Origin of the sequence: Ensifer sp. CCNWLY38, assembly GCF_037120565.1 — a bacterium.
Classification (GTDB): domain Bacteria; phylum Pseudomonadota; class Alphaproteobacteria; order Rhizobiales; family Rhizobiaceae; genus Ensifer; species Ensifer adhaerens_H.
Genome location: NZ_JBBBBO010000027.1, coordinates 1 through 19,470, shown reverse-complemented (window position 1 = coordinate 19,470; position 19,470 = coordinate 1). Strand labels below are relative to the sequence as shown.

Genomic DNA, 19,470 nt, shown 5'->3' with positions numbered 1-19,470 from the left:
ACCCTCGCTCGAGCCGTGGGCAGTGCCACGTGGCGCGGAGAGTTCTTCTTGACGAAGCCCGCGACCTCAGCAACGGCAATTCCCGCGCCCAAAAACGTGGTCCGGAGCACGCTCTGCGGCACTACTCGAAGCATGCAAAAAGAACACTTCTCGAAATCTGCCGCGAGACTGCGAAGTTGACGAGACAGCGGTGTTGAAGGTTCTCACGGATGAAAACAACACCCGTGAGGCAACACTAAATTAACTCAGTGGCTGCAATTTGTAGTCGGTCGCCATTGTCCCTGCACCTCACAACTGGCACCCGGAGCCGCGATCCGCCCACGGGTCGCGGTTTTGCCCGTTCAGCCGCTTGGGCCTGCGAGCAAGGCCCCGGATCAACGGGTAAGATCCAGGTAACGAAGCGAAGAACTGACCCCTCGTGTCAAAACGAGGAGCAATAGATGACGAGCACGATTTCATCGCATCCTGCATTGTCGCGAACGATGCAGGGCGGGGATATGCTTCAGGCTGATGAGGTGGTGGCAATGATGCGGCTGCACGAAGATGCGTCTGTGAAGTCGAACGCTCAGACGAAAGGCCCTAGATTTCTACCCGTTTAGAATCTAGGGCCTTTTGATGTCAGATCGCCAAACACCTGTACCGCGGCAAAGACAAGCAAGGCCGCGAGTGCGACTTAGGGAAGCCTCGACTAATGGGCCTCGCCGCCCGGCTCGCCCTTGGGACAACTCACCCGTACTAGAACGCGACCCTCGCCGGCGATGTCCTCCGCCAGGCGTTGAATATATGTGTCGGCGTCAGGGGCGTCGACCAGTCCTTCGATGACAACGGTGTTGCCGAGCATGCTCAAGCAAATGTTTTGGGTGTCGAACGGCGCTTCAGCCGCCAGCGCATATTTGATGGAGGCGATGAGCCCCGAAGCGTCGGAACCCTCGCCGCCTCCGCTGTCAAATTCCGGTGGGATTAAGATCATCGCCAGAACTCCTTGTCGAAGTCCAACCCGCCCATGCGGGCGTTGTTCCAGGCCGGCTCGCCCGAGGCGACCTTTGCGCGAGCGGATAGGACCTAAGTCCCATAGAAGAACGCTGCGTTCGTCCTAAGTTGGGAAACCCTCTCGCCCGGGACCGCGATCGAGGCGCCTCTGGGCCTCAGCTGCCTACAGCTTCCCCCCGCTAGATGGGCCCCACGAGCGGTCCGAAACAGCATCTCTTTGCATAACCCGCCCCAGCACTCCCCAGGTCGGCACGGGATCAGTGTCGCAGGCAACCCATACCATCGACAGGCCGTTTCCTCGCAGTCATCGAAGTCAGCATAGTACGCTGGTTGCCCGTGCTGATTGCGAACGCGAACGGAAAATCCAGCCAGAGGGGACTTCCAAGGCCCTGTAAGATTCTGGAAGTCTTGGAACGGTAGTTCGGAACGCTGTTCCTTTATCCGGGCTTATGCAGGGTTGCTGCTGGCAGGTAGACCTTCGACGCTGACTGCTTGTTACCGACTCCTCCTACGACAAGGTAGGCGATGATAGCGATCGTCGCTGCGAAGATTATTCCTACCGGCAAGGCTGCCCATCCATGGTCTTCTGATGAACGAACCTTTCGTCCCAACATCATGCTCTCCATTTTGAACGGGAGGAATGTTCGATCTAGTTTCTATAAGTCGCACGGCATTTGGTGCTTTATTTTCAATCTCATAGCATTAAATAAAGCATACCACGTCCTGGGGAATTTGACTTGAGATCAGAAGTGGCAGGCCTGTTCTTGTCCCTCAACTTTTCCGGCCGGTCCTCTGGTTCATTCCCGACTTATCCGCATGGCAGCTGCTGACCTGAAACACAGCAGAAGGGGTCCGTCTATCGTCTCGTCACACCCGAGGCGACGCCCGGCGCAGCGCATGTGGTGCGTTGGCTGCGACCCTCAAGGTATTGGTTGTGGATCATGGCTATCGTATCCGGCCATTCTGCGCGTAGTCATGTCAGCCGCAAGAGCTTAGTGATAATTCTACTCCCGCTCGCCAGCATCTGCTCCCAAAAAAGGAACCCTTTGCCTCTTTCGGCGTTCATCCGCATCGGACATGCTGGCGGCCTTGAGAATGGAACCCACCGTCATTTTGCTAGCCGAAGATGAGGCGCTGTTACGGCTTGATTTCGAACACGCACTCACTGAGGCGGGATTCGACGTTGTCGCTGTCTCGGCGGGCGGGGAGGCAATAACCCGCTTGAATGCCGAAGGTTCATCCATTCAAGGCCTAATCACTGATATTCGGTTCCGCGAGCCACCGGACGGTTGGGATGTCGCACGTCACGCCAGGGAGAACGACCCCGAGATGCCTGTCGTCTACGTCAGTGGAGACAGTGCCCTTGATTGGGCGTCAAAAGGCGTCCCGAACAGCATCATGATTGAGAAGCCCTTTGCCATGGCACAATTGACGACGGCAATTTCTCAACTTCTTAATGACCGGTCACCTGGAAGGACAGCTTCCTAGAACGGCAGGAGAGTCGAGCTTCAGTCCCCATCATCAGAGCATTTAGTCGTTTTCCATCCACTTATTGAAATCCCTATGCCCTGCAACGGCGTTGCAAGGGGCTGGGGCACGGGCGCTTAGACTCCAATCGGTGTTTCAGTTGGAATTGTTGTGCGATTTTCGAGCCACTTCCAGACGTGTCGGTGGCGACAACCCGCTCAACGGTAGAGCTAAGACGGAACGGGAAACTGAATATCGCTCGTCGCCTATCCGGTCCCAGGCATCATCGATTTACTGTTTCCGGCTTGGGCACCCGCACCGGCTCCGCCACCGGCGACGATCGCGTCGGTGTCTGGTGCGAGAAGATTGGCCCGTCGCGCGAAGGCGACAAACGTCCCGCGAGCGGTCTCGACATCAATCTCGCCTGCAAGTGCTGCCCTGCAGGCATTGAGCGCGATGGCGTGGGTTGCATTTCGTTTCGATGGCGGCCACTCGATCAGCCAGGCATAGTCTTCTCAGACCGTGAACCTCAGCTCGGAAATCCGAGACCGACAAGGATTGTGACGGGATGTCGAAAGCAATCGTGTTCCATCGTTTTCCTCCATTCACGCGGCATTGGATGTCAACGTCATGCGTCGGGCAACTGCCTACCGGATCACCAGCACGTGTTTCGACCCGGCGCGAAACAGATCGAGCGCGATCGTGCCACTGGCGTTCTTTAACGCTGTCTCGAGTTCCGCCACTGTCGAGATGGGCCGCCGATTGGCAGCAACGATCACGTCGCCCATGCGCAGACCGGCTCGGGCGGCAGCACTTCCATCTTCAACGCTGGAAACAACCACGTTGCCGGCCGCATCCTGGAACTCAGCGCCCTCAAGGCGAGCGGGCATGGCTCCAGGCTTGGCAATTGCCTCGTCCGGCTCGATGCGCATTGTCACCGTTCTGCGAACCCGATCACGCAGATATTCGATTTCGACTTCCGATCCGACCTGAGCCAAGCCGACACGATTGCGGAGATCTGCGGAGCCCGTGATTTTCCGATTGTTGACGGCGATGATGACATCGCCAGCTCGAAGGCCGGCCTGTGCCGCGGGCGAATTCTGCTCAACGCTGCCGACGACGGCGCCGGAGCTTTCCGCAATGCTCAGCGCCTCGGCCAGGTCGGGCGTCAGGTCCTGGACGGAGATGCCGATCCGGCCGCGCCGCACTTCGCCATGCTCGATCAGTTGCTCCATCACGGCCGACGCCATTGCGATCGGAACCGCAAAGCCGATGCCGACATTGCCGCCGGTGGGCGCGATGATTGCGGTGTTGACGCCGACCAGCAGGCCGTCCGCGGTCACCAGTGCGCCTCCCGAGTTGCCGGGATTGATCGAAGCATCCGTCTGGATGAAATCCTCATAGCCCTCGACATTGATGCCGCCACGGCCAAGGGCGCTGACGATGCCGGAGGTGACGGTCTGGCCAAGCCCGAACGGATTGCCGATCGCAACAACGGGGTCGCCGACCCGCAGGGCACCGGAATCGCCGAACGAGAGCGCCGTCAGCTTGTCGGCGTCGATCTTCAGCAACGCTATATCGGTTGCCTTGTCGCTGCCGACCAGTTCGGCCGTGAAGCGGCGGCGGTCCTTCAGGGTTACCGCAATCTCGCCGGCGTCCGCAACGACATGGTGATTGGTGAGGATATAGCCTTTGGCGGCGTCAACGATGACGCCGGAGCCCGCGCTCAGCCGCTGCTGTTGCTCAGGCAGGTTGAAATAGCGGCGGAAGAAGGGATCGTTGTAAAGAGGATTGGTTTCGGCGGAAACGCGAGACCTTACTGCAATGTTGACAACCGCCGGCGTGACGTCTTCCAAGACATCAGCGAGCGGGGGTTGAGTGCTTGCCGACATCGCCGACTGCGGCCGCGCCGCCGGTAACGGCGCAGGAACCAGGATGAGGACGAGTGCGGCGAATACGCCAACATATTTCGACGAACGCGTGGTCATTTTTGGCCCCGAATTCTTCAGATCCTCCTTCGGTGCAGGGGGCGGGCCCTCGGGGCCAGCCTCATCGGAGCCACGATTTTGACTCCTGCCAAACCAGCACCAGTCCGATATCGAAACGCCGCGCCGATTGAGGCGCAATGCATCTCTTACTTCACAAGTCTACCCAAAGCCCGCGCCCCGTCGGGGGCGCGGACTTATCATTGCAGTCAGAAGTCCATGCCACCTCCCGGCATCGGCGGGAGCGGTGCATCCTTCTTCGGCTTCTCGGCGACCATTGCCTCGGTGGTGATCAGCAGGCCGGCGACCGAGGCGGCGTCCTGCAGCGCGGTGCGAACGACCTTGACCGGGTCGATCACGCCCTGAGCGTAAAGATCCCCGAACTCGTTGGTCTGGGCGTTCCAGCCATAACCAAAATCGGTCTTCTCGCGCAGCTTGCCGACAATGATCGAGCCTTCGGCACCCGCGTTCTCGGCGATCTGGCGCACCGGCGCTTCGATCGCACGGCGAACGAGGTCGATGCCGTGCCTCTGGTCGGCATTCTCGGTCTGAGCGTTGTCCAGTGCTTTGACGGCTCTCAGCAAAGCGACGCCTCCGCCGGGCAGCACGCCCTCCTCGACGGCCGCCCGCGTGGCGTGCATGGCGTCGTCGACGCGGTCCTTGCGTTCCTTCACCTCAACCTCGGTTGAGCCGCCGACGCGGATGACGGCAACGCCGCCGGCAAGCTTGGCCAGCCGCTCCTGCAACTTCTCGCGATCGTAGTCCGACGTGGTTTCCTCGATCTGCGCCTTGATCTGCGCGACGCGGCCCTCAATCTCCGTCTTCGAGCCAGCGCCGTCGACGATCGTCGTGTTATCTTTTTCGACGACGACCTTCTTGGCGCGGCCAAGCATATTGAGGGTCACGTTCTCGAGCTTGATACCGAGATCTTCAGAGATCGCGGTTCCGCCAGTGAGGATCGCTATGTCCTCCAGCATCGCTTTGCGGCGGTCGCCGAAGCCCGGCGCTTTGACGGCAGCGACCTTCAGGCCGCCGCGCAGCTTGTTGACGACGAGGGTTGCGAGTGCCTCGCCTTCGACATCCTCGGCGATAATCAGCAGCGGCTTGCCGGATTGAACCACCGCTTCGAGGACCGGCAGCAATGTCTGCAGGTTCGAGAGCTTCTTTTCGTGAATCAGGATGTAGGGTTCCTCGAACTCAACCCGCATCTTATCCGGGTTGGTGACAAAATACGGCGAGAGATAACCGCGATCGAACTGCATGCCTTCGACGACTTCCAGCTCCGTCACCGCGGTCTTGGCTTCCTCGACGGTGATCACCCCTTCGTTGCCGACCTTTTCCATCGCTTCTGCGAGGAAGCGGCCAATCTCGGTGTCGCCATTGGCCGAGATGGTGCCAACCTGGGCGATCTCGTCGTTCCTGGTGACTTTGCGGGCGTTCCGCCGCAGTTCCTCGACCACAGCTTCGACTGCTTTGTCGATACCGCGCTTGAGGTCCATCGGGTTCATGCCCGACGCCACAGCCTTCGCACCTTCCTTGACGATCGCCTGAGCAAGAACAGTCGCGGTGGTGGTGCCGTCACCAGCGATGTCACTGGTCTTCGACGCCACTTCCCGCACCATCTGTGCGCCCATGTTTTCGAACTTGTCCTCGAGCTCGATCTCCTTGGCGACGGTGACGCCGTCCTTGGTGATGCGGGGTGCGCCGTATGACTTGTCAATCACCACGTTACGGCCCTTCGGACCGAGCGTAACCTTGACGGCATTGGCGAGGATGTCGACGCCGCGCAGCATCCTTTCGCGGGCGTCGGAATGGAATTTCACTTCCTTGGCAGCCATTTTCTACTCCTTCCTCAGGCAGCATTCCTTGTCTGGCATGGGTCCGGATCGACACTACGCCGCGTTTCTCGCTACGGCGTCGATCTCGACCACGCCCATCACGTCCGATTCCTTCATAATCAGGACATCCTCGCCATTGAGCTTGATCTCGGTGCCCGACCATTTGCCGAACAGAATGCGGTCACCCACTTTCACGTCGAGCGGTCGCAGCTGCCCGCTGTCATCGCGCGCACCCGGGCCAGCGGCAAGGACCTCACCTTCCTGTGGCTTTTCCTTCGCCGTGTCTGGAATGATGATGCCGCCGGCCGTTTTCTCCTCGGCCTCGATGCGGCGAACCAGGATTCGGTCATGCAAGGGACGGAACGTCATATCGCTCTCCTCGTGGACAAACAGATTTTTCAAGAAGTCCTCCGCGCCGCATTCGGAGCGAAACCGGCGCGGGGCACCGAGCCTTTCGGCATCGCGCGTTAATCGATCTGGTTTTTGTTTATTCGAGTTTCAAGAGGGAGACAGAAAATTTTTAGCACTCTAGCCTATCGAGTGCTACCGGCATGAATTCATGAGACTATTTCACGTCGCTGGTGGTTGGAGGGTGTGGCTGCCACTTGACGCAAGGCATCATGATCCCCACCTCATTCTCATCGACGCCGAGGTGGGTCGACACCAGTCCGGGAGCCCCAAGCTTCTTGGCGCTCCCTCGTACCTATGTTTCGACGAAGTCTTCCGCGGCTTTGGCCCGCCATCGTTGCTCGGTGGCACGTCGCCCTTCAATGGTTCGTGGCCGCACGTGGAAATCGAGGAGAATGACAACGAAATCCGCCTGATCGCGGAGGTGCCAGGCGTCGATCCAGACAACATCGAGGTGCTGCTGGAAGATGGCGTGCTTACGCTTCGCGGCGAGAACAAATCGGAGACTGAGGACAAGGATCGCCGGTTCAGCGAGCGTTACTACGGGCGCTTCAAACGGCGGCTGTCCCTTGGTCGCCAAGTCGATGAGGACAAGGTCGCCGCTTTGAACTGCATTTCCCAACCCGCGATGCCGCCATTGCCTACGCAAAGCGACAGAAACTGAATTGCACCGTCGTAGACGACAGGAGCCGCCGTCCCTAGTTTTCGTTGATATCGCCGGCAAGCTCTACCATTCAATCCCCGTTGCTGCGCGATCGGCGCATCGATCGGCATCGCCAATCCGGAAGAGCCCGCCGCTGAAGCGGCGGGCCGTACTCTCCTTTTTCTCGATCATACATGTGCATGCGCCGATAGTCCCAGAGTGCCCAGGCTGACACGGCGGTGACGAGCACGCCGAGGACCACATGGGTCCACATCGCGTTCATGTTCGCCGCGAATTGAAGCAGCCAAGGCGAGACCATCAGCCAGGAGAAGATGCCTCAACCGCACCACCGCCTACCGCTCCTCCAGGCCTAAAAGCGGCCGCCGGAACATTAATGAAAAGCGAAAGCTGGCACCGTGCCGTCTGAAGAAGGCATTCTTTCGATGGGAACTGAATTCCCAGTCCGTATATCTTTGACGGGCCGCCTCATATGAGAACCGCCCGTCGGAAAGCTGGCAAGGCTTTGAAGCAGGCGCCAGATAACTCCGTCAGATATCGTACCGCGAATCGAGCTCTCGCAGGGCAGACCGAACCTCATCGATTGTAACCGGCTCAGGCGTTCCTGGTATATGACGGAGAGCTGGCTTCGAATCTATCGCGTAAAAGTCCGAAGACCACGCGGCGAGAATGGCCCGTTTATCATCGACAGAAAGTGCAGGAGCCTTCACCACATCCATTGGACGTCGAAACGGCGACCAGTGAGATGCTAGAACTTCCGGTCCGATGTTCACGGCAGTTGCGGCAATCTGCTTAAACATATCGTCCATCATCGGTTCACCTCAGCTTAGGTGCGGCTTCCTGCTCCACCTGGCATGAGACGCCATGACGAGGTCAGTTTCCGGCGCCAGCAGATCGTGCTTTTCCGCGAAGGCGGCAAACAAGCCGCGTGCGGTCTCAGCTTCGATCTCGCCGCACAAGGCAGCACGGCATGCCTTGAGCGCAACCGAATGCGGACCATCCCTGAGCGATATCGGCCACTCGACCAGATGTCGGTAAGCGTCCATCACGCTTCTCACTTCCGTCGGGAATCCAAGACCGACGAGAATTCGCACAGGGTTCTTGAACATATCGGGTTTCATAACTCTCTCCTTTCCAACCCGGTGTGTCCATGGGCGCCATCGAACGGCGCCCATCCGATGTTTTCGTTTACGCCGCGCTCTGGGCTTCGATCTGCGGCGCGGCGTCCAACCTTCCAAGAACGGAACCGCTTTGAATACTGACCTTGCGCGGTTTCAATGCCTCCGGAATTTCCCGGACGAGATCGATGGTCAGCAGACCATTGCTCAGTCCCGCTCCACGCACCGTGACATGGTCGGCGAGCTCGAAACGATGTTCGAACGGGCGGTGGGCGATGCCTCGGTGCAGATAGGCTTCGGACGCAGAATCCTGCTTCTTGCCAATAACGGTGAGAAGATTGGTCTGGAACGTTAGGTCCAGGTCGCCTTCGGCGAAGCCGGCAACCGCAATCGAGATGCGGTAGCTGTCGTCACCCGTCTTGACAATGTCATAGGGCGGCCAATCGCTGGTCGAACGGTCGCGCTGGGCGTTTTCCAGAAGATTGAAGAGCCGGTCGAAGCCAACGCTCGATCGGAAGAGAGGCGTGTAGTCGTAAGATGTTGCCATAGCCATATCCTCCTGAAAGCAACATGGATATGGAGCGCCGAAAGACGGCGCTTCCAGCATTGCCAGCCCTGTTGTCAGCGGCTGGCGGCAAATAATCTGGTATTTGTGAAATCCGGCTTCAAGTGCCGCCTTGGAGAATTTTCGCAAATCTCAGTGCAAATTGAACTCACCTCCAATACGGCGCCATTCGTTCGGCCGGATCAGGCACTGATGCGTATAGCGAACGGAATGCAGCGGGCCGTCGAGATTGACTTGCCAGATTTCTGGTAGGCAGTCAGTGTTAGCGGCAGAAGGCTCAGATCGGCTTGCGCAAGCGACGGAAGCCATCAAATCGGACGGAGCCTATGTCGATAGATATCGCGACCATTAGACGTATTGCCCGCCTTGCCCGTCTCGCACTCAGCGAAGACGAGGCTGAAAAAATGTGTGGCGAGCTGAACGAAATTCTGACCTTCATCGAGCAACTTTTGGAGGTTGATGTCGAAGGCATCCCTCCGATGACCTCGGTTGTGCCAACAACCATGAAAATGCGCCAGGACGTCGTGACCGAAGGCAATCATGCCGAAGAGATCGTGGCGAATGCACCTCTCAGTGAGCGCAACTTCTTCCTGGTCCCCAAGATTCTCGAGTAAGCACAGACAGCCTCGGGCCTTGGAGCATTTCACGGCCGGCGATCGCCAAACGATGCGCCCCTTTGCGTGGCGCGTGTTAGCGGCTTGAGATTTCCGGCCCACATCCGATTCTTCGAAAGCTTGCCGATCTCGTTTGTGATCGAATGATGTGTCATGGCGAAGGTCCTGTCGTTTTGCACTTAATCAGGTTCTTCCTCAAATTGTGGTTCACTCACCGTTAGACATGATGCCGCTATGGGCGGGGATGCACACGAACACGAAATGGTCGCCCGGCCCAGGTGCAAAAGTCCTGGGTGTCGCGCCCACTGCCTGATGACAGTTGGGTTGTTTCCGCTGCCTGTCCAGGGTTCGGCATTTGCCCTGATTGCGGCCGGAGGACTCGAAATCGGCATGGCTGGTCCAAGGAAAGGCAGTAACGGTTAAGCTTCGGTTGAGCCGCTGGCGGTGCGCACACCAGAACTGTCAACGACAAACGTTTACCGATCGACTTCCGACGAATGCTCCCCCTTATGCGCGCAGGACAACGAGGGTCTCAGAGATTGTCAGTCTGCTCGGCCACAGTGCCGGCGGTCGTCCTGGCGAGCACTTGATGCGAAGGCTCGGCGGCATGGCTGTCAGCGATGCCGCGCTCGCGCGTTGCGACGCCACGATCCGGGTCGTTGGCATAGGGAGCAGGCGGCGATCCTGGCGCTACGGCACGGTGATCGTCGACCTGGAGCGCCGTTCAGTTGTCGATATCCTTGACGACCGGAGCGTGGCGAGTGCCGCGCAATGGCTGGAGCGGCACCCTTCTGTCGAGATCGTGAGCCGAGACCGATGCGGGCTTTACGCGCAAGCTGTCCGCGAAGGAACGCTGCAAGCGCGTCAGGTGGCTGACCGGTTCCATCTCATGCAGAATCTGCGCGTCGTGATCGAGGAGCAGATGAGCCTTTCCAGCCGCGCCACGGGAAGAGCTGCCGAATAGAAACACCGGAGGCGCGCAAATCGATCTGATTCAGGAGGATCCGCAGGTTGATGCAACGCATCAGGGCCGGGTGCGCCACGCTCATCGACAATCACAGCAGATGGTGTTCGATACCGTGCACGCCTTGCACAAGGAGGGTCTGTCCTGTTCGGAGAAGGCGAAATTCTCAAGGAAGCGCTCGAGATTGCCACCCGCCCAAAAAAACATCTGTTGCGCTCGCTGTCATTGCCGAAGTACTTCGCGGTGACGGCGGTGTGCGAGACTTTGGGTGTTGCCCGGTCAAACATGGCAGAACGTGCAAAGCAGATCCCTTCCAAAGCCCGCGGACGGCCGCCGCTTGCTGATCGGGGACTGGTTGAAGAGATCAAAGCGATCATCGCCGACATGCCGACCTGCGGCTATCGCCGGGTTCACGCCATTTTGCTCGAAACGCCATCAACGAAGGGCGTGCCTGGCCAAATGCCAAGCGCGTCTATCGAGTGATCAAGCTGCATGGGCTGCTTCTTCAGCGCCATACCGGTGCTATCGATGCCCGCCGCCATGATGGCCGTGTTGCGGTCGAAGTGTCGAACCTTCGGTGGTGCTCAGTGCGCATTCCGGTGAAGTCGGCCGCTGATTCCGAAACGAAGCCGGCCACCTATTCCGATCGCACCGGCTGTCGCCACTATCGCTCCGACCCGGCGATCTGCCGCGACTGCCCGTTGTTGGCCGCCTGCACATCAAACGCCGCTGCGACCCGCACCGTCACCCGTCATGTCTGGGCCGATGCCCGCGAGCGCACCGATGCCAACCGCCTGACGTCCTGGGCCAAGGCGATCTACAAACGCCGCAAGGAGACGGTCGAGCGCTCGTTTGCCGACGCCAAGCAGCTTCACGATCATCGCTATGGTCCTGACCAGGGCCCTGACCCCAGGGCCCCAAGCCGCCGCAATCCACTCGACAGCGCAAACCCCAAAACAAAAACCCGCCGAAAATATCGACGGGCTTGTCAGCAGTCTGAGCCCGCCGCTGAGGCGGCGGGCCATACTCCAATTCTCTATCATGCATGAGCATGCGGGTTCTGCCGATTGTCCCAAAGCGCCCAGGCCGACACGGCGGCGACGAGCGCTCCAAGGACCACGTGGGTCCACATCGCGTTCACGTTCGCCGCGAATTGAAGCAGCCAGGGCGAGACGATCAGCCAGACCCCGAGTACCAGGCTCGACCACTCTTCCCACTCAGCAAACGCCGACAGAGCGGCAACCGCCAGAGCGGCGAGCAAGATTCCGACAATCCATGCGTTCCACGCCGGTACGGTTTCACCGGCGAAGCCGAGCACCCAAGGTGAGACGAACAGGGCGACTGCGAGAACCAGATTGAGCCAATCCTGTGCTTTCTTGCTTTCCATCAGTCCATTTTCCATGACAACCTCCACGAATGAAGCTTGATCGACGGTGTTCACGCGCGCTGTGAACGCGCGCAAAACGATGTAATTTTGCGAAATTCGATCTTCAAGAGCCGGATTATCTCCGTGGGCTGCGGCAACCACGACTAAGGCGATTGTGATCGACTGCCTTCCCAGATCGACGATCTTCGCGTAGGCGAACAGTTGCAGAACACACCGTTGGAGGAAGGCCCGCGACGAAAATGGGACATGCGGTTGCCAATCCGCCGACGAGAGTAGGAAAATTTCAGCGTGCAATCGGATCGCGGCAAAAGGGGGAGGTACCAGCCGCCGCCGGGATAAACTTGGTGCGGTGCCTATGATTCCTCACACCCATGACGGTCACCGGATGCGCCACCCTGACCGGAGCCGCTCGCCGGCAGCCGAGCGAGCTCTTGTCACCCGGAAGGCCGGATTCGTTCCAGTGTTGGACACGCTGAAGCGTAATCTCGTTTCATGCCTTCAACATCGTCGCTCGCTTCGGCGATGAGCCAGCTCTTTTTCAACTCGCCGGTCAGTTCGAAAGAGCGCGGCCATGCTCTCGAACCCGCGGTCCGCCCCGGACCTTTGAGTTTGCATAGAAGCGCGGATGCATAATGCACGCTCTACCCCTTGAACTCGCCAAGCCGCGAAAATAAATCTTCGACGGGCGCCATCCAAAAGCGCTTTCCTTGTTGAAAACCAACGAATTCAGTGAGGTGGAAATGCACACGAAGATGTTTGACCGACCAGTTTACCTGCGTGAAAGGAAGGATCTGGTCCTCGAAATCACAAACCTGGACGACGCGATCGATTTCCTCGAGGAGTGGTCCAAAGGAGATCGCGATATCATTCATGACGCGACCCTGAAGACCTGCTACCTAGCACATGACGGCCACAAGCCAGTTCAGGTGGCGCGCGACGCGCTCCGCTCCTTTGCGCACAAGAAGGGTATCCTTGTGAAAGCTCCCGCGGTGTTGCCGTGGATGATCAAGGCCAAACCGGGCGGCGGTCGAGTACACCCGTAAACCGGCTTTCGGGAGTGGGGGGGGCCGCGCTCGCGGCCTCTCTAGCTAGCGCGGTAAGCAGCGCTTGTTGCGTGGTTTTCAAGGTAGGCTGGCGCGGGCGGCAGTGAGCCTGCCTCCGAAACCGCTTTCCTCCCGTGGAAGCCATCGATAGCGCACAGCTTCAACCAGTAGTAGCAGCGCGAAGGCAGGCGAAGCCAGGCGGCGGCTCGGATAGTAGAGGTGATCTCCAGGACGAGGGACACCAGTCCGCTAGTGCCTGGATCAACCGTCCTTTCTTCACGAGCGGACCCAGGTGGTCGCACGGCAGGCAGGTAGGCCGCGCCTGTCGAGGGCGGCGTCGAAACGACGTATTTTTGCGGAAACTGATCTTCAAGAGCCCGATTGTCACTGTGATGGGGCAGCCAACCATGAGTGACGAGATCCACGCCCCGCACCCTCCGTCCGCACGGTGGCCCAGGGGCCGTAAAGGCGAACGTGGGCCTGACACGATCAACCGAAATGCCCGGATATCGCGTCTGGCGGCTCCATCAGAACGCTTTAAGGGTGATGGCGAATTGCTCCGGTGAGCCGGCGCGAATGCTCGAAAGGCTGGGGCACTAAGAAGTGCCCCAGCCCAACCATTCTAGGCAAGCGAGCGTTGACCGCCGGTACCCGTCTTCGCCCCGGGGAGTCCATCTGCACGGGTCGACATTCCCGCGTCTTGGCAGGCGTCCATAAACGCTTCTCGCGCGATGGCGACTGGCGTCACTCGGTTTAGGGCGCGGCGGCATGTTTGAACCGCCCGATTGTACTTTCTGCCGCGATAGATGGCCCAATCCCCTTCGAGGAAATCGAGCACGTCGTTGACAGAAGTGAAGACCTGAGACGCCCCGTCCTTCATCTGGACGGTGACGGGAGTCATCAAAACCAATTCCGGGTTGAGCATGATGTTCCTCCTTTCGCATTCAAGCCGGATGAAAAAGAAGTGAAAAAAATATCGGCGCAGACAGAGCAGATTTCAAGTCTTCCAACCCACCACATGTCGACGTCGATTAACGATCCGAGCGAACAGATCGCCGCCTGCCCCCCCTCAACACACCCGGTTCACGGTGTAGGCGCGGGGTATCCTTGCCTGCGCCGTGACAGTCGACGATCTTCGCACAGCAGAACCGGTCGGGACGAACCCTGACGAAGGAAGCCCACCATGGCCACCACGGACGATCAGCGCGAAATCCAACGTTGCTATGATCTTGGCGTAAACGTCTACATCACCAAGCCCGTCGACTACGACGGTTTCGCCCATGCGATCCGCTAGCTCGGCTTGTTCTTTTCGGTGATGCAGATTCCAAGGCCGTCTCGCTTGGTGTTGTTGTGACCGAACTTGTGACCAACGCATTCAAGTATGCCTACGAATCGCGAGCCGTTGGCGAAATCGGGTTCGCCTCGTTCGAAGGGAGGACAACGCCGTGCTGGTCGTCGAGGACGACGGGATAGGCTGGAATGGCGAAGGAGACGCGAAGGGACCGGCTGGCCAGCAAGATCGTTCGCGCGGTGGCGACGAATCTTGGAAGCATCGTGCGCTACAAGCCCTTATCCGCTGGCACGCGCGCAAGCCTTGATTTTTCCCCGTGATTGATCTCGTTCCGGGGTAGGCTCGGCCCCGGCACTCGTCTCGCTCGCACGTCATCACACGGCATGCCGGCCATATTTGTTGGAGGCTGGCATCACGACAGGGAACCGGTCTACAAGTGGACCGTCTGCTCTTCCAAGCCCTCGCGGCTCCTGTGACTTTCGATGCCGTCATGGTGCGCTTCGCCGGCTCGATGAAATCTGGGCCCCGAGGCCTAGACCGGCCTCTTTCAAACGAGAAGCGTCGATGACGAAGCTTCTGACTCGAAACGAGGAGACGAACCTTAGCCAGTTGAATTGTTGGCTGGCGGCGAACGCCAACCTTCCAATGAGGTTTCCCGCCAATCGGGCATCGCTGAGCGGGCGAATTTCGGCACGAATTTTCCGGCTTGGCGCTCCGTCATGACTTCGGCACGCGTCGGCAACCGAGGGCTGGTGTTTGAACGCACCCTTCATTGGTGGGCTACACAGGAGGGGATCATCATACGCCCAGGTCGAGCTTAAATTTCCCTGACGGGAGGCGCCCATAGCCTTCGCCAAGAGGCAAGAGCCCGAACTGCGCATCCACCAGAACTGCCTTGCCCGAGCGCTCGAACACGTCTCCGCGAGCCACGGAGAAGCTGGTCCAGGCACCGGCCAGGAAGCGATCAAAGCGCAAAAAGCCAGGCCGCTCGTTTCAGTGAGATCAGAGGCCGACCGAGCAAAGATTGATCCACTCTCAAGCAACGTCGGCCCTTGAAACGCGCGTTTTGCTCACCTACCTCATTCTTGCCGGATGCCCCTCTCGGATCCTGGCACGGGAACGATGGTCCACTCATGCGTTGGACCGGGTTCGGTTCATATCGCTTCGCAAGGAGGATATGGTCCGGCGTCTGCCCGACCCCCCACCTTCTTGCGTAGCGCGCTGTGCGATCGACCGTCTCGGTCTTCTCATCGTCTCGTCCCGACAGCCTCCGATCCATTCGGCCCCCGGCCTGCACGTGCTTGGCACGTCGCAAGCAACATCGCTGATTAGGAAACGAAGGAGGAAGCACATGCTGGTATCGGATTTTGGCCGCATCGGGTTCGACCCGTTTCTGGAAATGCGGCGCATGCAGCAGGAAATGAATCAGCGCTTGTCCGACATGACAGCCAAAGCCGCCCAGGAGTTTCCACCCGTCAACCTCTGGATCGGTGAGGACAGCGTGGCGGTGACTGCTGAATTGCCTGGGATCGCGCCTGACGATGTCGATCTCACGGTTCGCGAGAACACCTTGACATTGACGGGCGAACGCGGATCGCCGGCAGAGGACGAGAAATCCGTTTGGCACCGGCGCGAGCGAGTATACGGAAACTTCTCTCGAACGGTGCAATTGCCTTTCCGCGTCGATCCGGAACAGGTCGAGGCGCGTTTCGCCAACGGGCTACTCGAAGTTGAACTGCACCGGCCTGAGACGGATCGGCCGAAGAAGATCCAGATCAAAGGATAAGGAGGCAAACATGGCTCAGGAACTGAAAACGACCGAGCGCCGGGTCCCAAGCAAGCTTGACGGTGGCGAACCGACCCGTTCGCGCCCGGTGTTTGTCCCGCGCACCGATATCTATGAGACAGAGGACAATGTCGTTGTTCTCGTCGACATGCCCGGCGTCGCCTCGGAGGGTGTCGACATCACCCTCGAGAAGCGGACGCTGGCGATTCGCGGCTACGCGACGGACCAGCAGCATGACAACTATCGCCAAATTTACGCCGAATATGGCGCGGGCAATTATGAGCGCGTCTTCACGCTGTCCGAGGATATCGATCGGGACAGTATCGAGGCATCGCAGAAGAACGGCGTCCTGCGGCTGGTCCTCCCGAAGGCGGCGCCGGCCAAGGCGAGAAAGATCCAGTTGAAGATGGCGTAGTTCGTCCGGAGAAAGGAGGTTGACCATGCAGATTAGAGATCTGATCCCCTGGGGCAACAACAAGGGAAGCGAAATTGCGAAGTCAGACAATGGAAACCCCGTCTTTTCTTTGCAGCGCGATGTGAACCGCATCTTCGAGGACTTCTGGAAGCGGTTCGATCAACCGTTCGGCGCTTTCGGGCGCTGGGATACCGGTGGGCCGCGAACGGACATCGCCGAAACCGAGAGTGCGCTCGAGGTTTCGGTGGAACTTCCTGGAATCGATCAGAAGGACGTCGATGTCTCCCTGACGGACAGCGCGCTCACGATCAAGGGAGAAAAAAAGAGTGAGCAGGAAGAGAGCAAGAAGGGGTATCACTTGTTGGAACGCTCATACGGGTCGTTCTACCGCTCGATCCCGCTCCCGTCGGGCGTCGATACGGACAAGGCCGCCGCGCAATTCAAGAATGGTGTCCTGACTGTGACGCTCCCAAAAACGGAGGAAGCGCTGTCGCGCGTGAGGAAGATCGAGGTGAAGGCGACCTGACATCGACTTCACGGTCGTGAGATGCGGCGGACGAAATCCGTCGCATCTCTTACGATTACTGGATGCGTCTCGTCCGGGGATACGCCATGAGCGAAGCGCGGGCGCGGGCGAGATCTTCGCGGGCGACGGTCAACATCGCGTCTGCCGTATCCAGAGCCGCGAAAGCAGCCGCAGTCGGATTGGGCCGTTCCGCAGTGATGCGAACCCAGGCGCGATCGATTTCAGCAAGAGCCGCGCGAACATTCGCGATCGCTCGTTCAATGGCATCGTAGAGAGCAATCTCCTCTTCGGAGACTATTCGCGAATTGTCACCGGTCATCGATCTTTTTCCGGCCACACCGGTCCATTGTGCATGCTCGAATGGCAAAACTACCACCAAGAGCGCTCATTTTAAACAGTCAGCGTGGCAACGATAGGATCGAAAATGGGTGAGAAACGCCGAACCGGTGGGCGCCGATGGACGTGTGCTAGAGGCATCAAGGGTGATAGTCGCGGCCATGGAAACGGCTCATGAACGGTGGTTCACTGCCAATTCTCCCCTCTGCCTTCAACATCAGTTTTCCTGAACGGACACGCCATTCTGGTCAAGCGGGACTTCAGCGCCGGCCGGCTTCGTTTCCTCGCGATAGAGGTAGACGCCGAGGACTATGACGGCGACAACCAGGCCGCCGTTGATCAGGTCGAGGGTGTTGTTTTGCTGCATGAGAGCAATCTTGCCTCTAATAGGTGAAGGGAGGAGCGGCTATCCGACACAAGTTTTGATGAGCTGGCATCAATATCAACGGCGACGCGGATCCGAAAAAGTCAGCCCAACAACCACCCCCAAAAGGAAACTGAGTATGCCGACCCCGCCAAGCAAAGCCGCCCGGGCCTGCGTGCCCATTTGCTGCGCCGCCCCGCCCGCCGATTTCGACACGTCCGTCGTAAACGTCGGATACCCGCTCGCGCGCTTGATCCAACACGCCGGTCGTTCGATTGATCTTTGCCACTTCACGGCGAAGCGTCGCGACCTGCTTTCCTAATGCGTCGTGGGTATCGCCGACCGCCGGAGCGGCGGGCTTTGAAATCTTGGCCATCAACACGTCCCTAAAAAGGCCTTGTCCAATCCACGTGTTCCGTATCAATTCTTGGTCCCTTGCGAGTGAAAAGGTCCCGTTCCAGAACCTTTCCATATTTGGTCGTCGCCCGGATTAGCGTTGCCAGCGGCCTTCGTACTTGAACTCAGGGGCCGCCTTGAGCTGATCCTTGGTCGCATCCATCACCGCCGTCCACTTCTTGTCGTTTTCGACATAGGTGATTTTAACAGCCTTCGGGCTCACGATCACGTAGCGATCGCCCATCCCGAGAAACCCGCCAACCGACACGATGTAACCCGTCAGCTGTAACCCGTCAGCTGATCTTCAGACAGGATCAGATCCTTGATCTCGCCGATCGTCTCGTTGGCATTGTTTGTGACATTGAGATTGATGAGGTTGTAGCGGAGATGTCAGGTTAACTTCGTTGGGCCGAGATTTGGGACAACTTCGGCGCTCATGCAGTAGTGACACCGGCAATCGAATGCCAGTGCGCGATCGCTCTGACGCGATGCAGATGAATGGCCATGGCGGTGCGTTTCGAGCGCGGCGGAACGAAGAGATTTCGCACAGCCGAGAAGACGGCCAAGAAGCTCTGTAATCCTCGGGTTGAGCGAAATCCCTGCATCACCCGTTCGCGTTTTCGCAACGGCAGATGCGAGTTTTCGGTGCGATTGTTCAGCCCCTTGTGCAATCGATGTTCGACATCGGGCATGATCTGACGGTGTGCCGCGCCATAGGAACGCAGCTTGTCGGTGACGATCCGCTTCGGCAGGCATCCCTGTTTCTTCATCAGGCGGATCAGGAGGCGCTTGGCCGCCTTGGTGTTGCGGCGCTTCTGGACGATTTCATCGAGAACATAGCCGTCCTGGTCGACCGCCCGCCACAGCCAGTGCTTCTCGCCGGCGATTGTGACGACGACCTCGTCAAGATGCCAGACGTCGCTGGCCCTCGGTGCCTTCCGCCGCAGTCGGCGCGCATAGTCCGGCCCGAATTTCCTTGCCCAGCAGCGGATGGTCTCGTGGGAGACGACAATACCACGCTCGAGTAGCATCTCCTCAACCAGTCGCAGACTGAGCGGGAAACGAAAATAAAGCCAAACGGCATGAGCAATTATCGAAGGAAATCGATGGCGCTTGTAACGAGGCGAGATCATCGCCCACCTATAAACAGCCACTCCTGACCCACAGTTAACCTGACATCACCTTCGCAACTGTCGTCGCGACCCAGTCCCGAGAGTGGTACCCGAGGCTGTGAAAATGAGAGTAGGATCCTTCAGTGGAGGAAAGAGACGCCAGTCGGCTTGTATCAGCCCTTAACGCTGAGCCAAGGGGTGTGA

Annotated in this window: 21 protein-coding genes and 9 pseudogenes; 12 read left to right on the top strand and 18 right to left on the bottom strand. The window is 58.8% G+C overall.

Translation table 11 applies throughout. From position 1 onward, the window contains the following. Positions 1 to 688: 688 nt before the first annotated feature. The gene (locus tag V7S54_RS32580; RefSeq protein WP_336409904.1) at positions 689 to 970 is read right to left on the bottom strand and encodes a hypothetical protein; all 282 of its coding nucleotides are present in this window, start codon (positions 968 to 970) and stop codon (positions 689 to 691) included. A 1,115-nt stretch (positions 971 to 2,085) separates the two neighbouring features. Between V7S54_RS32580 and V7S54_RS32575 the strand changes: the two genes are divergently transcribed. Next, positions 2,086 to 2,478 (top strand): response regulator, encoded by a 393-nt coding sequence (locus V7S54_RS32575; RefSeq protein WP_336409905.1) that lies wholly within the window; start codon positions 2,086 to 2,088, stop codon positions 2,476 to 2,478. Between the two features lie 245 nt (positions 2,479 to 2,723). Here the strand turns inward: V7S54_RS32575 and V7S54_RS33395 are convergent. From V7S54_RS33395 to V7S54_RS32555, 4 genes and pseudogenes are all read right to left on the bottom strand, one after another. Then, a pseudogene (locus V7S54_RS33395) lies at positions 2,724 to 3,049 on the bottom strand (DUF982 domain-containing protein). 55 nt (positions 3,050 to 3,104) lie between these two features. Next, positions 3,105 to 4,445 carry a Do family serine endopeptidase gene (locus V7S54_RS32565; protein WP_336409906.1) on the bottom strand — a complete coding sequence of 447 codons (1,341 nt, stop codon included), beginning with the start codon at positions 4,443 to 4,445 and terminating at the stop codon, positions 3,105 to 3,107. A gap of 206 nt (positions 4,446 to 4,651) precedes the next feature. Then, positions 4,652 to 6,280: a chaperonin GroEL gene (gene groL / locus V7S54_RS32560; RefSeq protein ID WP_336409907.1), complete on the bottom strand. Its 1,629-nt coding sequence runs from the start codon at positions 6,278 to 6,280 to the stop codon at positions 4,652 to 4,654. A gap of 54 nt (positions 6,281 to 6,334) precedes the next feature. Beyond that, entirely contained in the window at positions 6,335 to 6,649 is a 315-nt protein-coding gene (locus V7S54_RS32555) for a co-chaperone GroES (protein WP_336409908.1), read from the bottom strand. 190 nt (positions 6,650 to 6,839) lie between these two features. Here V7S54_RS32555 and V7S54_RS32550 point away from each other — a divergent pair, with 190 nt between their 5' ends. Next, positions 6,840 to 7,352 carry an Hsp20/alpha crystallin family protein gene (locus V7S54_RS32550; protein WP_218685734.1) on the top strand — a complete coding sequence of 171 codons (513 nt, stop codon included), beginning with the start codon at positions 6,840 to 6,842 and terminating at the stop codon, positions 7,350 to 7,352. A gap of 184 nt (positions 7,353 to 7,536) precedes the next feature. Here V7S54_RS32550 and V7S54_RS32545 read toward each other — a convergent pair. The 5 genes and pseudogenes from V7S54_RS32545 to V7S54_RS32525 all read right to left on the bottom strand — a co-directional run. Beyond that, positions 7,537 to 7,656, bottom strand: a pseudogene (locus V7S54_RS32545) (SPW repeat protein); the annotation flags it as partial. A gap of 223 nt (positions 7,657 to 7,879) precedes the next feature. Next, positions 7,880 to 8,161: a hypothetical protein gene (locus V7S54_RS32540; protein ID WP_336409909.1), complete on the bottom strand. Its 282-nt coding sequence runs from the start codon at positions 8,159 to 8,161 to the stop codon at positions 7,880 to 7,882. A gap of 9 nt (positions 8,162 to 8,170) precedes the next feature. Beyond that, positions 8,171 to 8,470, bottom strand: coding sequence for a DUF982 domain-containing protein (locus V7S54_RS32535; protein WP_218685735.1), 300 nt, complete (start codon positions 8,468 to 8,470; stop codon positions 8,171 to 8,173). A gap of 67 nt (positions 8,471 to 8,537) precedes the next feature. Further along, on the bottom strand, positions 8,538 to 9,014 hold the full coding sequence (locus tag V7S54_RS32530; protein ID WP_336409915.1) for an Hsp20 family protein: 477 nt from the start codon (positions 9,012 to 9,014) through the stop codon (positions 8,538 to 8,540). A 150-nt stretch (positions 9,015 to 9,164) separates the two neighbouring features. After that, positions 9,165 to 9,278, bottom strand: a pseudogene (locus V7S54_RS32525) (protein usg); the annotation flags it as partial. Positions 9,279 to 9,358: 80 nt separating this feature from the next. On the opposite strand from V7S54_RS32525, the gene gatC reads away from it, so the two are divergent. From gatC to V7S54_RS32505, 4 genes and pseudogenes are all read left to right on the top strand, one after another. Then, complete coding sequence (gene gatC, locus V7S54_RS32520; RefSeq protein ID WP_060585941.1) at positions 9,359 to 9,646, top strand: Asp-tRNA(Asn)/Glu-tRNA(Gln) amidotransferase subunit GatC; 288 nt, start codon at positions 9,359 to 9,361, stop codon at positions 9,644 to 9,646. A gap of 244 nt (positions 9,647 to 9,890) precedes the next feature. Then, a pseudogene (locus V7S54_RS32515) lies at positions 9,891 to 10,773 on the top strand (transposase); the annotation flags it as partial. Next, a pseudogene (locus V7S54_RS32510) lies at positions 10,764 to 11,197 on the top strand (IS3 family transposase); the annotation flags it as partial. The pseudogenes V7S54_RS32515 and V7S54_RS32510, both read left to right, overlap by 10 nt. Positions 11,198 to 11,251: 54 nt before the next feature. Continuing rightward, positions 11,252 to 11,497: pseudogene (locus V7S54_RS32505) on the top strand (transposase); the annotation flags it as partial. Positions 11,498 to 11,649: 152 nt separating this feature from the next. Here V7S54_RS32505 and V7S54_RS32500 read toward each other — a convergent pair. Further along, a complete protein-coding gene (locus V7S54_RS32500; protein ID WP_336409916.1) occupies positions 11,650 to 12,012 on the bottom strand; it encodes an SPW repeat protein in 363 nt (120 codons plus the stop codon). A 725-nt stretch (positions 12,013 to 12,737) separates the two neighbouring features. Here V7S54_RS32500 and V7S54_RS32495 point away from each other — a divergent pair. Then, positions 12,738 to 13,040, top strand: a complete 303-nt coding sequence (locus V7S54_RS32495; protein ID WP_060585965.1) for a DUF982 domain-containing protein — start codon at positions 12,738 to 12,740, stop codon at positions 13,038 to 13,040. Positions 13,041 to 13,118: 78 nt separating this feature from the next. Here V7S54_RS32495 and V7S54_RS32490 read toward each other — a convergent pair. Together V7S54_RS32490 and V7S54_RS32485 are read right to left on the bottom strand one after the other, a co-directional pair. After that, a pseudogene (locus V7S54_RS32490) lies at positions 13,119 to 13,320 on the bottom strand (hypothetical protein); the annotation flags it as partial. 342 nt (positions 13,321 to 13,662) lie between these two features. Then, positions 13,663 to 13,965 carry a DUF982 domain-containing protein gene (locus V7S54_RS32485; protein WP_218685737.1) on the bottom strand — a complete coding sequence of 101 codons (303 nt, stop codon included), beginning with the start codon at positions 13,963 to 13,965 and terminating at the stop codon, positions 13,663 to 13,665. A 261-nt stretch (positions 13,966 to 14,226) separates the two neighbouring features. Between V7S54_RS32485 and V7S54_RS32480 the strand changes: the two are divergent. The 5 genes and pseudogenes from V7S54_RS32480 to V7S54_RS32460 all read left to right on the top strand — a co-directional run. Continuing rightward, positions 14,227 to 14,334, top strand: a pseudogene (locus V7S54_RS32480) (response regulator); the annotation flags it as partial. A 185-nt stretch (positions 14,335 to 14,519) separates the two neighbouring features. Continuing rightward, positions 14,520 to 14,651 carry a hypothetical protein gene (locus V7S54_RS32475; RefSeq protein WP_336409910.1) on the top strand — a complete coding sequence of 44 codons (132 nt, stop codon included), beginning with the start codon at positions 14,520 to 14,522 and terminating at the stop codon, positions 14,649 to 14,651. A gap of 1,031 nt (positions 14,652 to 15,682) precedes the next feature. Next, the gene (locus V7S54_RS32470) at positions 15,683 to 16,117 is read left to right on the top strand and encodes an Hsp20/alpha crystallin family protein (protein WP_218685739.1); all 435 of its coding nucleotides are present in this window, start codon (positions 15,683 to 15,685) and stop codon (positions 16,115 to 16,117) included. Between the two features lie 10 nt (positions 16,118 to 16,127). After that, positions 16,128 to 16,532 carry an Hsp20/alpha crystallin family protein gene (locus tag V7S54_RS32465; RefSeq protein ID WP_169680751.1) on the top strand — a complete coding sequence of 135 codons (405 nt, stop codon included), beginning with the start codon at positions 16,128 to 16,130 and terminating at the stop codon, positions 16,530 to 16,532. Between the two features lie 25 nt (positions 16,533 to 16,557). Next, positions 16,558 to 17,058: an Hsp20/alpha crystallin family protein gene (locus V7S54_RS32460; protein ID WP_336409917.1), complete on the top strand. Its 501-nt coding sequence runs from the start codon at positions 16,558 to 16,560 to the stop codon at positions 17,056 to 17,058. Between the two features lie 55 nt (positions 17,059 to 17,113). Here V7S54_RS32460 and V7S54_RS32455 read toward each other — a convergent pair whose 3' ends face one another. From V7S54_RS32455 to V7S54_RS32435, 5 genes and pseudogenes are all read right to left on the bottom strand, one after another. Then, on the bottom strand, positions 17,114 to 17,377 hold the full coding sequence (locus V7S54_RS32455) for a hypothetical protein (RefSeq protein WP_113515276.1): 264 nt from the start codon (positions 17,375 to 17,377) through the stop codon (positions 17,114 to 17,116). A 234-nt stretch (positions 17,378 to 17,611) separates the two neighbouring features. Then, positions 17,612 to 17,761, bottom strand: a complete 150-nt coding sequence (locus V7S54_RS32450; RefSeq protein ID WP_336409911.1) for a hypothetical protein — start codon at positions 17,759 to 17,761, stop codon at positions 17,612 to 17,614. 16 nt (positions 17,762 to 17,777) lie between these two features. Continuing rightward, the gene (locus tag V7S54_RS32445; protein WP_336409912.1) at positions 17,778 to 18,134 is read right to left on the bottom strand and encodes a hypothetical protein; all 357 of its coding nucleotides are present in this window, start codon (positions 18,132 to 18,134) and stop codon (positions 17,778 to 17,780) included. A gap of 114 nt (positions 18,135 to 18,248) precedes the next feature. Continuing rightward, positions 18,249 to 18,541: pseudogene (locus V7S54_RS32440) on the bottom strand (PRC-barrel domain-containing protein); the annotation flags it as partial. A gap of 47 nt (positions 18,542 to 18,588) precedes the next feature. Beyond that, a complete protein-coding gene (locus tag V7S54_RS32435; protein ID WP_336409913.1) occupies positions 18,589 to 19,287 on the bottom strand; it encodes an IS6 family transposase in 699 nt (232 codons plus the stop codon). Between the last annotated feature and the right edge of the window lie 183 nt (positions 19,288 to 19,470).

What these genes read in the sequence shown, in the direction of transcription:
- V7S54_RS32470 (WP_218685739.1), top strand. Translation starts at nt 15,683, where the DNA reads ATGCTGGTATCGGATTTTGGCCGCATCGGGTTCGACCCGTTTCTGGAA.
- V7S54_RS32530 (WP_336409915.1), bottom strand. Translation starts at nt 9,014, where the DNA reads ATGGCAACATCTTACGACTACACGCCTCTCTTCCGATCGAGCGTTGGC.
- V7S54_RS32495 (WP_060585965.1), top strand. Translation starts at nt 12,738, where the DNA reads ATGCACACGAAGATGTTTGACCGACCAGTTTACCTGCGTGAAAGGAAG.
- V7S54_RS32485 (WP_218685737.1), bottom strand. Translation starts at nt 13,965, where the DNA reads ATGCTCAACCCGGAATTGGTTTTGATGACTCCCGTCACCGTCCAGATG.
- V7S54_RS32475 (WP_336409910.1), top strand. Translation starts at nt 14,520, where the DNA reads ATGGCGAAGGAGACGCGAAGGGACCGGCTGGCCAGCAAGATCGTTCGC.
- groL (WP_336409907.1), bottom strand. Translation starts at nt 6,280, where the DNA reads ATGGCTGCCAAGGAAGTGAAATTCCATTCCGACGCCCGCGAAAGGATG.
- V7S54_RS32465 (WP_169680751.1), top strand. Translation starts at nt 16,128, where the DNA reads ATGGCTCAGGAACTGAAAACGACCGAGCGCCGGGTCCCAAGCAAGCTT.
- V7S54_RS32445 (WP_336409912.1), bottom strand. Translation starts at nt 18,134, where the DNA reads ATGGCCAAGATTTCAAAGCCCGCCGCTCCGGCGGTCGGCGATACCCAC.
- V7S54_RS32565 (WP_336409906.1), bottom strand. Translation starts at nt 4,445, where the DNA reads ATGACCACGCGTTCGTCGAAATATGTTGGCGTATTCGCCGCACTCGTC.
- V7S54_RS32535 (WP_218685735.1), bottom strand. Translation starts at nt 8,470, where the DNA reads ATGAAACCCGATATGTTCAAGAACCCTGTGCGAATTCTCGTCGGTCTT.
- V7S54_RS32455 (WP_113515276.1), bottom strand. Translation starts at nt 17,377, where the DNA reads ATGACCGGTGACAATTCGCGAATAGTCTCCGAAGAGGAGATTGCTCTC.
- V7S54_RS32450 (WP_336409911.1), bottom strand. Translation starts at nt 17,761, where the DNA reads ATGCAGCAAAACAACACCCTCGACCTGATCAACGGCGGCCTGGTTGTC.
- V7S54_RS32460 (WP_336409917.1), top strand. Translation starts at nt 16,558, where the DNA reads ATGCAGATTAGAGATCTGATCCCCTGGGGCAACAACAAGGGAAGCGAA.
- V7S54_RS32550 (WP_218685734.1), top strand. Translation starts at nt 6,840, where the DNA reads ATGAGACTATTTCACGTCGCTGGTGGTTGGAGGGTGTGGCTGCCACTT.
- V7S54_RS32575 (WP_336409905.1), top strand. Translation starts at nt 2,086, where the DNA reads ATGGAACCCACCGTCATTTTGCTAGCCGAAGATGAGGCGCTGTTACGG.
- gatC (WP_060585941.1), top strand. Translation starts at nt 9,359, where the DNA reads ATGTCGATAGATATCGCGACCATTAGACGTATTGCCCGCCTTGCCCGT.
- V7S54_RS32580 (WP_336409904.1), bottom strand. Translation starts at nt 970, where the DNA reads ATGATCTTAATCCCACCGGAATTTGACAGCGGAGGCGGCGAGGGTTCC.
- V7S54_RS32555 (WP_336409908.1), bottom strand. Translation starts at nt 6,649, where the DNA reads ATGACGTTCCGTCCCTTGCATGACCGAATCCTGGTTCGCCGCATCGAG.
- V7S54_RS32540 (WP_336409909.1), bottom strand. Translation starts at nt 8,161, where the DNA reads ATGATGGACGATATGTTTAAGCAGATTGCCGCAACTGCCGTGAACATC.
- V7S54_RS32435 (WP_336409913.1), bottom strand. Translation starts at nt 19,287, where the DNA reads ATGATCTCGCCTCGTTACAAGCGCCATCGATTTCCTTCGATAATTGCT.
- V7S54_RS32500 (WP_336409916.1), bottom strand. Translation starts at nt 12,012, where the DNA reads ATGGAAAATGGACTGATGGAAAGCAAGAAAGCACAGGATTGGCTCAAT.